Source organism: Leptothrix cholodnii SP-6 (genome assembly GCF_000019785.1).
Classification (GTDB): Bacteria; Pseudomonadota; Gammaproteobacteria; order Burkholderiales; family Burkholderiaceae_C; genus Sphaerotilus; species Sphaerotilus cholodnii.
In genome coordinates this window covers 3,490,802-3,503,335 of sequence record NC_010524.1, presented here as the reverse complement: position 1 = coordinate 3,503,335, position 12,534 = coordinate 3,490,802, and the positions used below count along the sequence as shown (strand labels likewise).

At 68.9% G+C, this 12,534-nt stretch carries 12 protein-coding genes and 1 tRNA gene; 1 reads left to right on the top strand and 12 read right to left on the bottom strand.

The window, feature by feature from the left end:
• Positions 1–56 precede the first annotated feature (56 nt).
• The 9 genes from LCHO_RS15830 to LCHO_RS15790 form a co-directional block, all read right to left on the bottom strand.
• Entirely contained in the window at positions 57–341 is a 285-nt protein-coding gene (locus LCHO_RS15830; RefSeq protein WP_012348178.1) for a helix-turn-helix domain-containing protein, read from the bottom strand.
• A 4-nt stretch (positions 342–345) separates the two neighbouring features.
• The gene (locus LCHO_RS15825) at positions 346–681 is read right to left on the bottom strand and encodes a type II toxin-antitoxin system RelE/ParE family toxin (RefSeq protein WP_012348177.1); all 336 of its coding nucleotides are present in this window, start codon (positions 679–681) and stop codon (positions 346–348) included.
• Positions 682–720: 39 nt separating this feature from the next.
• Positions 721–1,323 (bottom strand): recombinase family protein, encoded by a 603-nt coding sequence (locus LCHO_RS15820; RefSeq protein WP_012348176.1) that lies wholly within the window; start codon positions 1,321–1,323, stop codon positions 721–723.
• 563 nt (positions 1,324–1,886) lie between these two features.
• Positions 1,887–2,204 carry a hypothetical protein gene (locus LCHO_RS15815; protein WP_190274812.1) on the bottom strand — a complete coding sequence of 106 codons (318 nt, stop codon included), beginning with the start codon at positions 2,202–2,204 and terminating at the stop codon, positions 1,887–1,889.
• A 32-nt stretch (positions 2,205–2,236) separates the two neighbouring features.
• Positions 2,237–2,707: an HK97-gp10 family putative phage morphogenesis protein gene (locus LCHO_RS15810; protein ID WP_012348174.1), complete on the bottom strand. Its 471-nt coding sequence runs from the start codon at positions 2,705–2,707 to the stop codon at positions 2,237–2,239.
• Positions 2,708–2,755: 48 nt separating this feature from the next.
• Complete coding sequence (locus LCHO_RS15805) at positions 2,756–3,103, bottom strand: hypothetical protein (RefSeq protein ID WP_150105498.1); 348 nt, start codon at positions 3,101–3,103, stop codon at positions 2,756–2,758.
• A gap of 25 nt (positions 3,104–3,128) precedes the next feature.
• Positions 3,129–4,312 (bottom strand): IS3 family transposase gene (locus tag LCHO_RS15800; protein WP_223210436.1). Its coding sequence is split into 2 segments (ribosomal slippage): positions 3,129–4,042 and positions 4,042–4,312, totalling 1,185 coding nucleotides; the frame shifts between segments, so codons are not numbered across the junction.
• The gene (locus LCHO_RS23460) at positions 4,309–4,578 is read right to left on the bottom strand and encodes an AlpA family phage regulatory protein (RefSeq protein ID WP_150105497.1); all 270 of its coding nucleotides are present in this window, start codon (positions 4,576–4,578) and stop codon (positions 4,309–4,311) included. Before LCHO_RS23460 ends, LCHO_RS15800 begins: the two co-directional genes overlap by 4 nt.
• Positions 4,579–4,679: 101 nt before the next feature.
• Positions 4,680–5,264, bottom strand: a complete 585-nt coding sequence (locus tag LCHO_RS15790; RefSeq protein ID WP_150105496.1) for a hypothetical protein — start codon at positions 5,262–5,264, stop codon at positions 4,680–4,682.
• A 246-nt stretch (positions 5,265–5,510) separates the two neighbouring features.
• Between LCHO_RS15790 and LCHO_RS23455 the strand changes: the two genes are divergently transcribed.
• Positions 5,511–5,870, top strand: coding sequence for a hypothetical protein (locus LCHO_RS23455; RefSeq protein WP_150105495.1), 360 nt, complete (start codon positions 5,511–5,513; stop codon positions 5,868–5,870).
• Positions 5,871–6,590: 720 nt separating this feature from the next.
• Here LCHO_RS23455 and LCHO_RS15785 read toward each other — a convergent pair.
• The 3 genes from LCHO_RS15785 to LCHO_RS15775 form a co-directional block, all read right to left on the bottom strand.
• Complete coding sequence (locus LCHO_RS15785) at positions 6,591–7,880, bottom strand: tyrosine-type recombinase/integrase (protein ID WP_012348172.1); 1,290 nt, start codon at positions 7,878–7,880, stop codon at positions 6,591–6,593.
• A 187-nt stretch (positions 7,881–8,067) separates the two neighbouring features.
• Positions 8,068–8,142 (bottom strand) — tRNA-Arg (locus tag LCHO_RS15780).
• Between the two features lie 29 nt (positions 8,143–8,171).
• Positions 8,172–12,533, bottom strand: a complete 4,362-nt coding sequence (locus LCHO_RS15775) for a translocation/assembly module TamB domain-containing protein (protein ID WP_012348171.1) — start codon at positions 12,531–12,533, stop codon at positions 8,172–8,174.
• Position 12,534: the final 1 nt, after the last annotated feature.

The window sequence follows — 12,534 nt, the reverse complement described above, 5'->3', positions numbered from 1 at the left end:
TCGCCAACCCACCAACAGCGGTGAGAAGGCCAGCGATTCGAAATCCTAGTCGATCTTCAGGCAAGCGCCCGCATCACGGCCGCCGGCTCGCGCTCGATCAGGTTCAGCAGTACCAGGGCCGGACCCTGCGGCCGGCGGTCGCCGCGCTCCCAGTGGCGCAGCGTCGCCACAGAAAACCCGAAGCGGGCCGCGAACTGGGCTTGCGTCAGCCCCAGCCGGGCGCGCACCGCGGCCACGTCCACCGCGGTGGGTTCGTAGACCTTGACGCCTGCGGCATCACCGCGCGCGTGGGCGGTGGCCTCCTTCAGGCCTTGCCGGATGCTCTCGAATGCCGTGCTCATGTCTTCACCTTTCGAACCAGATTTGCACCAGCACATCGACCAGGCCGGCCAGCTCGTTGCGTTCTGCCTTGCTGATGTTCGCCCGCTCGTTCTTGGCGAACATCGTCAGCAGATACAACGGCATGGCCTCGCTGTGCACGTAGTAGATGACCCGCACGCCACCGCTTTTGCCGCGGCCGTCGCGCCCCCATCGCAGCTTGCGCACGCCGCCGGTGCCTTCGATCAGGTCGCCTGCGCGGGGATGTGCGGCCAGGTAGTCGACCACGGCCCGGCGATCCTCGTCAGGCAGCAGCTTGGCGGCCCGGCGCTGGTATTCGGGCAGCTCGGCAACGGTCAACATCGGCACAGTCTAATCCATTGGATTAGATGCGGTCGGCCTTCAGTCCTTCGCCAGGTACTGATACAGCGTCTGGCGCGACACGCCGAAGTCACGAGCGAGCGCCGCCCGGCCCTTGCCGCCTTGCGCCGCATCGCGCTGGCGCAGATCCGCGGCTTGCTCCGCGGTCAGGGCCGGCGCCCGGCCCCGGTACTTGTCGGACTGCCCGCGCGCGATGGCGATGCCCTCCCGCTGGCGCTCCCGGATCAGTGAACGCTCGAACTCGGCAAACGCGCCCAGCATCGACAGCATCAGGTTGGCCATCGGGTTGACACCCTCAGTGGTGAATGTCTGCCCTTCCTTGACGAACTCGACCGACACGCCACGGTCGGTCAGCTCGCGCACGATGCGGTGCAAATCGTCCAGGTTGCGGGCGAGCCGATCCATGGAGTGGACCACCAGGCAGTCACCCGCCCGCACATGGGCCAGCGCTTCGGCCAGCGCCGGGCGGTTCGTCGTGCCGCCGCTGGCGTGATCGGTGAACACCTTGTGCAGCACCAGGCCGTCAAGCTGACGGGTCGTGTTCTGGTCGACGCTCGAAACCCGGATGTAGCCCACGCGGTGGCCAGCGTCTGCCTGGGCTTGCGTGGTCGGTGTCGTCTTCATGGTGTTCCCCTGTCGAAAGTGTCAGGTTGAACTCTAGACCTTCTGTCGGATGTGTCAAGAAAATATGAAAGCAACCCTAGACGGACGCTTTGGGGCCGTGAAAAGTGTCAAGGCAAAGTGTCATGTTGGGCTATACCCCAGCCTGACACATTGGCGCCTGGCGGCCGCGCATCGGTGCGGTTTTCGGCGCGCTCTGAATTCACAGCCGTGTAAATGCATGTGGGAACACCGGGAACAACGGGAACACGGCGCTAAGTCCTTGTCCCGCCTTGTGATTTATGTTCCCACTGGCTGTTCCCGGTGCGGGAACACCGGGAACACTTTGTCCAGGGAAGTGCAGGACGTGGCCGGAATCAGGAAAAACCGCCCCGTTCTGCGGTTTGCCGACCCCTTGCGTGGGGTCAGTGCATGTCGATCGGCATCCGCTCACCACGTCCCCGTGTGCGTTGACACCACCGCTTGGTCACGATGCCCGGGCCGTCAAGGTGTCAGGTTGAGGTCATGTCACCATCACGGCTCAGACCGGGCCTGACACCGGCCTGTTCACGCAGGCAGGCCGGGCGTTACAGGATCCGATCCCACGCCGCCAACATTTCGGCCAGTGCTGCGCCGCTGCGGGCCTTGTCGCGCTCGGGCTTCGGTCCATGGGGATCGCCCACCAGGTACAGACGATGCGGCTTGCGCCCGCGGTTCACCGTCCGGGTGCCGGCCTTCACCAGTTCACCCGAGCGACTCAGGTTCTCGACCGTCCAGCGGACCTGTCTCATTTCAGACGGCGCGGCCGGGTTGATGCCGGGCACCCGTGCCGCGATGTCGCAACAGGACACCGGGCCGCTTTCCGCAATCAGGGTCCGGGCCGCGTCCATCACCGCCAGGCTCAATTCTGAACGGGGCCGCCCGCCGGGCCGACCGGTCACAACTTCCCTTTCCCAAGGAACGCGCGCAGGCGCTTGGCAATCTCATCCTCGAAGGCTTGAACCGCGGCAGCAAACCGGCTCCGGGCCGCAGGCAGAAGGAACGGCCGCGGCCTCATCTTGCTCGTGCCCAATTCGAGAAACTTCCAGTAGAACGGGTCATGCGGACTGTTGGCGCCCCGCTTCGCTGGTGGAGCCGGCCGCACACGAACCGCTGCCCGCAACAATCCCGACTGGGGCTTGAGTTGCGTGATGCCTATCGCCTTCTTCACGGTGCCCGGCTTTCGCTTCAAGCCGCCCTTCTTGTTCCTGATCGGGACCGACAGAACCGGGGCCCGAAGTTTTGCGTCATCGCGGATCACTTGTGCGGCACGGTACAGAGCCGCGCGGGTCGCGCTGCGTTGCTCCTTCATCAAATCGCGCAGGGCTTGTTTCAGCTCGGGAATCCCGCGAGGGGTGGCCTTGAACATGGATCGTTCCTTTCAGGTGGTGTGTGGGTTGGATGCCGTGCGCCGGCTTCAATCGACATCGGCAAAGATCGTCGGCAGGATGTGAAACACCCGCGTCAGGGCCATGCCCGGAAGCCGCTGGTTGTTGGTCAGCCGCCCTTTTTCGTGCTTCAGGCAGCCGGCATCCCTGAGCACGCCCGCCACGAAGCCGGAATCCAGCCCCTTGCACAGCTCGGTCTTGAAGGCTTCCGGGAACACGAGGTACTCGACCAGGCTGGAATCCGTGCTGCGGCCCCCCACTGGCGCGCGGGCGTCGCTGTAGTCGGTGGCGCTGTCGAACTTCACCGGGTGGCCTTGCTCATCCACGAACCGCTTGAAGCCGGCCCGCAACGCGGTGTTAGGTCGGTGATCGTCCATCGCCCGGTTGCACCAGGTGTGCTGGTCAAGTTTTTTCGGACACCACGATAGGTTGTTTGATTGCCGATTGCTGCTCGAAGGCATTGGGTGGCAGGTTGCCCAGTTTGGAGTGCAGCCGCACGCTGTTGTAGAAGCCCACGATGTAGTCGGCGATGTCGGTCATGGCCTCGGCATGGTTGGCGTAGTCGCGCTGCCAGACCCGCTCGGTCTTGAGGCTCAGGAAGAAGCGTTCCATCACCGCGTTGTCCCAGCAGTTGCCCTTGCGGCTCATGCTGCCGACCAGGCCGTGGCGCGCCAGCAGCGCCTGATGCAACGCGCTGGCGTACTGGCTGCCTCGGTCGGAATGAACAATCAGCCCTGGCGCGGGTTGGCGCTGCGCAATGGCCAGTTGCAGCGCTGCGCACACCAACTCGGCATGCATCGTCGGCGCCATCGCCCAGCCCACGACCTTGCGGGCGTACAGGTCCAGCACCACGGCCAGGTACAGCCAGCCGCTGCGCGTGCGGATGTAGGTGATGTCGCTCACCCAGGCCTGGTTGGGGCGGCTCGGATTGAAGCGCCGTGCCAGCAGGTTGTCAGAGACGGGCAGCGCATGACCGCTGTCGGTGGTGTGCATGAACTTGCGTCGCCACAGGGCCCGCAACCTGTTCTCGCGCATCAAACGTCGCACCCGGTGGCGCCCGATGCCCAGCCCCCGAGCGCGCAGCACTGCGCACAGGCGACGGCTGCCATAGACGCGGCCGCTGGCGGCGAACTCGGCCTTCAATTGCGTGCTGACCAAGCAGGCCTTGGGCGCGAGCTTGGCGCGCTGACGGGCACCGTAGTAGCCCGAACGGCTGACGCCCAGCACGCGGCATAGACGCTCGACGGTGACGGCCTTCTTGTGCAGTTGCTCGACGAACTGGTAGCTCATCGAAGCTCGCGGGCAAAGAAGGCCGATGCTTTTTTTAAGATGTCGACGTCGCCGCGCAGTTGCTTGTTCTCGGCCTCAAGCTGGCGGATGCGTTGCTGCTCGGCGGTGAGCGGTTTGCCAATGCCGGGGCGGCCTGCAGCCTCTTCATCGGCTTGCGCCAGCCATCGCCGCACGGCCGTCTCGCCGAGCTTCATGTCGCGGCAGACGTCGCCCACGCTCAAGCCCTGCTCGCGAATCATCTGCACCACTTGCAGCTTGAATTCCGCGTTGAATGTCCTTCGTTCTCTCTTGCTCATGTTCCTCGTCCAGGTGGATTCCACCTATCGAGGTGTCCGGGAAAATTAGACCATGACAAAGGCTCGTCTTTCGCCAGTGCATACAGAGAGCTTTTCTTCAGCCCGGTGAGCAATTCAACGGCCTCCAACCGTAAGAGGCGCTCGGCTCGCTTCACGCGAGACATCTGCGCATCTGACAGGGTGACTTGAATCGGCGGTTCGGCCGGTCCGGGGGGCCGGGCCGTTTCCAGGCTACCGGCGGTGGTGGGCGTCAGGCGTGATTCCATCGTGGCTTCCTTGTTCCTTCTGAGGATCAAGAGCCATTCTTCCTAAGCGTTGGCGGAAAGAAACGTTAACTTGCGCACCTCAAACCGGATGGCAAATTAACCTAGACAAAGTCGTCCTGCCATGAATGGAAAAGAAACGGATCGAACGCCTTCCGCGCTTTTGAAAGCGCGCCACGAAGTGCGGTTCTCGACAAGACAATTCCAGCCCTGGTACAGATCGACTCGAACTCACGTACGTCCGGACCGTCATCGGTCAACATCGGTTGCGCGAAGCCGAAACGGAAACGCAAGAACACAAAGACATCGGCAGCGAACGGTAACGCAGAGCGTTGGCGCGAATTTGGTAGGCGTGATTCCGCGTAGTCGATGCTTTCCAGCAGTTCGCGCATCTGTCTCAGGGTCGATCCGTAGGCCGTCCATTGGGCCTCGCCCGTCTCGCCGAACAGTTCGCCGTGCGCATCCTCTATCTCGGATTGCACGATGCCGTCCAGCTCAAGGAAAGACACCACCTCGCCGAGCTTTTCGGCGATTTCACGGAGTCCATTTCTGGTCGGCATAGGCGTATAGCCTGACGATCGCAACGATTTCAATCGCTCTACCAAGCGAGCAGCAGACCATTCGTAGCGGCCTGGCCCATGCACCAGAGCGCCGGCCAGCCCCGCAGGTGAAGATTCGTCTTCAGCCATCGCATGCCCCCATGCGCACGCCCCCGCCCGAAGGCGCCGCGCCACCCAGCGGGGGCACTGGGCAAGCCGTGGGGATCAATCACAGCCTGGCGCGACGCTTCATTGTCGCACCGGCTTTTCTGGTGGCTCATCGACTGAGCCACCAGGCGGGATAACCGACCGCTGGTGGTATCGGCGTCGACGTGGCCGGCATCAGCTTAACGTCGACCAGGTGCACCAGCAGCAGGGCAGCAGCTGGCCGGCGGCATGGGCATCGAGCGCGACCAGGCGGCGAGCCGATGGCCTGGCCAGGGGCACGGCGTTGAAGGCGAACACGTGCCGTCCGTGGCGCTGGCGGCGGTGCCGACGATGCGGGCATCAGCTCGACGCCGACCAGGTGCACCAGCAGACGGGCAGCAGCTGGCTGGCGGCGTGGGCATTGAGCTCGATCAGGCGGGCGAGCCGTCGGCCGTGATGCCCACCGATTGCAGGCGCCTGCACAAGATCGGCAACAACACCCGCGCCGCCCGGTTTGGCGGGGCACGGGGATGCTCAATCGCGCCGAGTTTCCGCAGACGTGCAAATGCTCGGCGCCAGGGCTTCGGGCTTGCGATCGAGTGCTGCTGACGCCAGCGCGCGGCATCAATCCGGGTGGGCTTGGCACGAGGTGTTGGTGAGTTGCTTCATAGCCTGCATCAATCGACCCCCCCACCCCAGAAACCCGCGCGCGCAAGAATCTGGTTAACCAGTCGGTTTCCGGGTATGGGGGCACAGAGATTCGACCCGCCCCTGGTACCAGTCATAGTCGAAAGCTATTTTTGCTGATCGGCTCGCCCAGCCGAAACCATGGTGACGAAGGCCGAACAGAAGAAGTTGATGTGATGGAGTCTCCTCTCTCTCATCTCTATGTTGTTCCCGCTGTTCCCGATCTGTTCCCGGTCCTGTTCCCACTTGGCCAATCTGGCGCAAACCCGCGCCGTTGCTTGTTCTGCGGCCGATTCGCCCGCCGTGTTCCCGGTGTTCCCACTGCTGCGTGCACGCCGGCCAGATTTCCGGCACGCCAACAGGCCCGCGCAGCACCGACCAGGCGCTCGCGTGCGTGTTGTCGCTGGTGCGAGTCGACGTGCCACCGCCAAACGTCGCGCGAAGAAGTAGCCGCCGCGCCGCCCCCCTGCGGCCCGGGTCACTGGCATGGCCGAACACACCCGCAGGCGCACACCGCAGCACCTGGCCAGGCACACGCAGCCAGATGGACGAACCCCGGCTCATGGCCGGGCTGGTGGTGTGCGTGGGGGTGGTGTGCTCAGGTGCCGCAGCAGCAGGGCACCAGGGGCGCAGGGCGGGCGATCAGGCGGCCTTGAAGGGGATGACCTCGGCACCGCGCCGCATGCTGTCCACACGCTCGCCCCACCAGGTCATCAGCCGGCGACGCTCTGCCATGTATTCGGCCCGGTTGTAGGCGCCGCGCACGTCGTCGCGTTCCTCGTGGGCCAGCTGGCGTTCGATCACGTCACCTCGGTGGCCGGCCTCGTTGGCGCTGGTGCTGAACAGGGTGCGCATGCCGTGGGCGGTGGCCTCGCCCTTGTAGCCCATGCGGGCCAGCGCGCTGTTCATGGTGTTCTCGCTGAACGGGCGGCCCGGGTAGAACGGGCTCGGGAAGATCAGCGCCTGCGTGCCGGTCAGCGCCCGCATCTCTTCCAGCACGGCCAGGGCCTGCACCGACAGCGGCACCAGGTGTTCGGCCTTCATCTTCATGTGCGCCGCCGGGATGCGCCACAGCGCGGCGGCTTCGTCGATCTCGGTCCACTCTGCGGCCCGCAGCTCGCCAGGCCGAACGGCCGTCAACACCAGCAACAACAGGGCGTTGCGCACCGTCGGGTCGCCGCCGTAGTCGGCCAGCTTGCGCAGGAAGGCCGGCGCCTCTTGCGCTGACATCGCCGGCCGGTGCTTGGTGTCGCGTGGCCGGAAGATCTCCGACGGCTTGAGCGGATACGTCGGGTCAGCCGCTACCAGTTCGTGCGCCACGGCGTAGCGGTACAGCGCCCGCAGCCGCTGGAACACCCGCCCGGCGGTCTCGGCTGCGCCGCTGGCCTCGATGCGCTGCACGCAGGTGCGGATCTCCCCGGGCGCGATCTCGCCGACCGGCCGGCGGCCCAGCGTGGGGAACACGTAGCGCTTCAGCGATCCGGCGATGTTGTGCCGCGTGCCCTCGGTCCAGGCGCCTGCGCGGTGCTGCAGCCAGTCGGCGGCCACGGCTTCGAGGCTGCCGGGTTCGGCCAGCCCCGCCGCGGCCCGTTGCGCGGCTTCCTGGCCGGCCAGGTGCTGGCGCTCGCGCTCTTCCTTGACGCCCTTGCGGTGCTCGCTCGGGTCGGTGCCTTCGGCCACCAGCGTGCGCGCTTCGGCGGCTTTCTTGCGGGCCAGAGACAGGCCGGTGTCGGGGTAGGTGCCCAAGCTCAGGGTCTTGCGCTTGCCGTTGAAGGTGTAGTCGAGCCGCCAGCCGTGGGCGCCGCCCTTGACCAGCGGCAGCAGGTACAGCCCGCCGCCGTCGCCGATGCGCCGCGCCGGCTTCTTGCCGTCCACGATCGCCTTGAGTTCGGCCCGCAAGCCGGTGTCGCTCTTGATCTGTGCTGTCGCCACGTTTGCCCCCTGAAATGCAGTAACTTTTTCGGCCGTCAGTGGCCCGGAGAAAAGTTACTGCGAAAGTTACTGCAGTCGGGCTTGGATGGTGGCGCACTTCGGCGCACGTCGGTGGAAGAAAAAAGCCCGCTCTCATAGGGAAGAGGCGGGCCTGATGGACGTCGACGAACGTCCTTGAACGCTTTTCTGGTCCCGCCGACAGGAATCGAACCTGTATTTGCCGCTTAGGAGGCGGCCGTTCTATCCATTGAACTACGGCGAGAAGCTGCGCGGCATTGTAGGGGCGCGGACTCAGTCGACCCGCGTGCCGCTGTCGTCCCACTTCCAGGTCCAGATCAGGTCGAGCGCGTTTTCGGTGCCCGACTGGGCTCGCAGCGTGAAGCGCTGGGCGGCGCGGTAGATCAGCTGCCAGGTGCCGGCGGCGGCGTTGAGGCTGCGTTCGTAGCCCACGTACCAGCGCCGGCTGAGCTGCTTGCCCAGCGAGACGACGGTCTCGCGGGTGTCGCCGGTGTCGTTCTGGCGCACCGACAGCTGATCGAGCCCGATGCGCTCGACGATCGATGGCGAGTCGCTCTCGCCGGCCAGCAGCGCGTAGGCGGCGCGCTGCAGCAGCGCCAGGTCGGTGCGGCCCAGGCCGTCGGAGGCGCGCCCGAGCAGCAGCCACGACAGCCGGTCGGTGTCGCTCATGGCGGGCTCGCTGAACAGCCGCACGCGCGGCGCCTGGGCGGTGCCGGTGACGATCACGCCGACCCGCACGTCTTCGAGATCGGGGCGGGTGGCCTCGATGTCCAGGCGCGGGTTGTCGGCCGCGCCGATGAAGGTGATCAGGCCGCGGTCGACCTGCAGCTTCTGACCGTAGGCGGCGTAGTTGCCGTCCTCGGCGCGGATCACGCCGTTGATCGCCAGCTTGTTGGCCGGGCTGGTCAGGCGCAGCTCGCCGGCCAGCCGGGTGGCCAGGCCGCGGCCCTTGAGCGTGAAGGCCGGGCCGAGGTCGGCGCGCAGGTCGAGCACGGTGCGGCGCTGGCTGCGCGCAGCCGCGGCGGCGCGTTCGCGCGCGGCCGCGTCTTCGGGGCGCTGCACGTCGACGTCGTCGGCCAGGCTGGGCGCGTCGCTCTGGCTGAAGTCGATGCGGCCTTCGTCGGCACGCACCTCGCCGGTCAGCATCGTCGACGTGGCATCGAGCAGCAGCCGCGCGCTGCCGCTGGCGACCACCCGCCGGTCGACCCGCTGCAGCACCGCGAAACGGTCGGCGCTGACGTTCAGGTCGAGCCGTGGCGCGGCGCCGAGCGCGATCTCGCCGGTGGCGCTGAGCTGGCCGTCACCGGCGCGCACGCTGGCGGTCTCGACCCGCGCGGTGCTGCCGTCCAGGCGCACGCGCAGCTGTGCGTCGTGCCAGTCGACGCCCTGCAGCAGGTTGCGCACCGCGAGGTTGCGGCCGACCAGCTCGCCGCTCAGCTCGGGCGCGCCGAGCTGGCCGGCGATGCGCGCCTCGGTGCCGAGCTGGCCCGACAGCCGCCAGCCCGCCGGCAGCCAGCGGCCCCAGTTGCCGAGCTGCGCGACCTGCAGGTCGATCTTGCCGGCGACCGCGGCGCTGGCCGGCGGCCACATCGCCGCGGGCGGCGCCGTCAGGCCCTGTTCGCCTTCGAGCCGGCCGAGGTTGCCGCCGCTGATGGTCTGCGTCAGGCGCCAGTTGCCGTCATGCGCCGACAGGCCCAGCCGCAGGTCGACCAGGCCCAGGCGCTGCGGGTTCCTGGGGTCGTCGGGGTCGGTGACCTGCAGGTCACCGCTGTCGCGCTGCAGGCTGGCGGCGAGCCTGAAGTTCTCGGGCGTGGCCTGCACGTCGATGCTGCCGCCGATGCGCAGGTCGCCGCCCCAGCCGAAATCGGGCTGGGCGCGCCGCAGCAGCGGCGCCACGTCGATGGCGTCGAGCCGGCCCTGCAGCGCCAGCCGGTCGGCGCTGTGCTCGCCACTGCGGTCCTGCTGCCAGGCGAACTGCTGCAGCGCCAGGTGCAGCTCGCTCAGGTGCAGCCGCGTGGCGCCCAGCGTCACGGTGGTGGTCGCGGGCGAGTGCGTCAGGTTCAGCGTCGTGGGGTCGAGCACCAGCCGCACCGGCCGGGTGAACCCGCTCGGCGCGGCCGGGCCGCTCGGCGTGCTGGCGGCCGCACCGACCGCGGTGGCGAGGGTTTTTTCGCGCAGCTCGAACTGCTCGATCCGGCCGCGCCAGCCCACCAGCGACCGCCCGAAGTCGTGTTCGAGGGCGCCGCCGGCTTCGATCAGGCCGGCCAGCGGCGGCATCGCGCGGCTGCCGTTGCCGTTGCCGTCGGGCTTGGTGGCGCCGGTGGCCACGGTCGCCGCCGTGCCGCCGGGGGCCAGTTCGGCCAGCTCCGCCCGCAGTCGGTGCGCGGCGGCGCTGCCGCGGGTCTTCACGGTCAGGCCGCGCAGCTGCCAGCCGCCGAGGTCGGCGCGCTCGAGCCGGGCGTCGACCTCGAGCGGATCGTCTGCGCCGCTGCCGACGCGCCAGCTGCCGCTCAGGTCCTGCACGGCGAGGCGGCGGTCGGCGCCGCGCCAGCCCAGCGCCGGCAGGTTGACGCGGCCGTTGCTGCGCATGTGCGGCCAGCGGCCGTCGAACTGCGCCTGGCCGTCGCTGCGGCCGTCGAGTTCGGGCGGTTGGTCCGGCTGCAGCAGCCGCAGCCAGGGCGCCAGCTGGGCCAGGTCGGCGCTGTTCCAGGCCAGCTGCCACTGGTCGCGGCTGCCGACCGGATCGAGCACGCCTTGCAGCGACAGCGTGGTCGCCGCCGTGCCCGGGCCGAGCTGCAAGGCCAGGCGGGTGTCGACATGCGGCTGCGCCGACGCGGCGCTCGGGATGGCGTTGAGCTGCCATTGCCCGCTCAGGCCCAGGCCGGCCAGCCGGCTCGGTTGCAGGTCGAACTGCGCCTGGCCGCGCAGCTGCGCCAGCCCGTCGATGCTGCGCGGCGCCTTGGCGGGCCACTGCAGCCGGGCGCCGAGCTGGCCGTTGAGTTCGTGCGGCCCGGCCGCCAGCAGCCGGTCGAGCGTGCCGGGCTCGGACCGCGGCGCCGGCCGTGGCCACCACAGCGCCGGGTCGAAAGCCTGCAGGCTGCTCGACCAGTCGAGCAGCAGGTTGCCGTTGCGGCGCACCACGCTGCCCTTGCCCGACAGCCGGGCGCCACCCGCGTCGGCCTGCAGGTTGTCGACCTGCAGCCGGCCCGGATCGGCCTTGGCATCGAGCGCCAGCGTCACCGCCGGCAGGCTGGCGCCGATCAGCCGGCCGGTCAGGCGCGTGCGCAGGCGGGTCTCGAAACCGGCGGCCGGGGCAGCGGCGCCGGCCGCCGGCAGCGGCTGGCTCAGCTGCCAGGCCAGCGGGCCGCCGATGTGCAGCGCCGGGCTGGCCGGGTGCAGGCGCTGCGGGCGCAGGTCGGCGACGCGGGCTTCGAGGTCGATGTCGATGCGCCGGGCCGCGCCCTGTCCGACCAGCGCCCAGCTGCCGCTGGCGCTGACGCTGCCGGCCGGTTCCTGCCGGGTACCGAGCGTGAGCTGCAGCGTGTCGACCCGGCCCCGGTCGGGTGCGCGCAGGTCGCCGTGTGCGGTCAGCTCGACCGCTTGCAGCGGGATGCGGCCGGCCGCCAGCGCGCCTGCGGCGTCGTTGCGCAGCGAGGCCCGGGCCGACAGCGGCTGGGCGGCGGGGCCGGTGCCGCGGGCATCGAGCTGCAGGTCGATCGCGCCGCTGAGCGCGGTGTGCGGCAGGCCGCTGGCGAGCGGCGCGAGGTCGAGCGCCTCGAGCTGCGCCTGCAGCTGCGACAGCGGCATCGCCTCTTCGAGCCGCAGCCGCGCATCCGCCTGCAGCGACTGGCCGCGCGCGCTCAGGCCGGCCTGCAGCGCCAGGTCGGCGAGCGGGCCCTGCGCCTGCAGCGTGACCCGCCAGTCGGCCGGAACGCCGGGCGCGGTGCCGGCCGTTGCGCTGCCGACGGCATCCGGGCGCGGCTGCAGCTGGGCCTGCGCCTGCAGCACCGGCGGTTGCGCCGCCAGCTCGGCCCGGCCCTGCAGCGCGATGCGGTCCCATTGCAGGCTCAGGGCGTCGAGCCGATGCCGGCCGGCGCTGCCCGCGCCCAGGCTCAGGCGCTGCACGGCCAGGTCGTGCACCGGCCGTTCGCGGATGGCGTCGAGCACCAGCTCGCCGACGGCGATGGCCTCGATGTCGATCGCCATCGGCAGGCTCAGCGCGGTCGGCAGGCGCAGCGGCTGCGTGTCGGCGGAGGCGCCTTGCAGGTCGATGCGCGCGGCGCTCAGGCGCTGCAGGTGGAGGTGGCCCAGCGGCGGCCCGCCGGCCGGGCGCTGCCAGCGCAGGCCCTGCCAGGCCGGCTGCTCGATCAGCAGCGTCTGCGTCGGCGACAGCGCATAACGCAGCCGCTGCGCCGAAAAATCGCCGCCCAGCAGCGCGCCGCGGCTGGCCTGGACCTCCAGGCCGATGCCGTGCTGCAGTCCCGCCAGCAGCCAGCGCGTGCCGGTGGCGCTGAACGGCAGGCTGATCAGCGCGGCCAGCGTCAGCACGGCCAGCAGCAGTGCCGCGCCGAGCCAGCGCGCCGGGTGGCGGCGGGCCGGCGTGGGCGGGCGGATCGGTGAGTCGGTGTCGCTCATG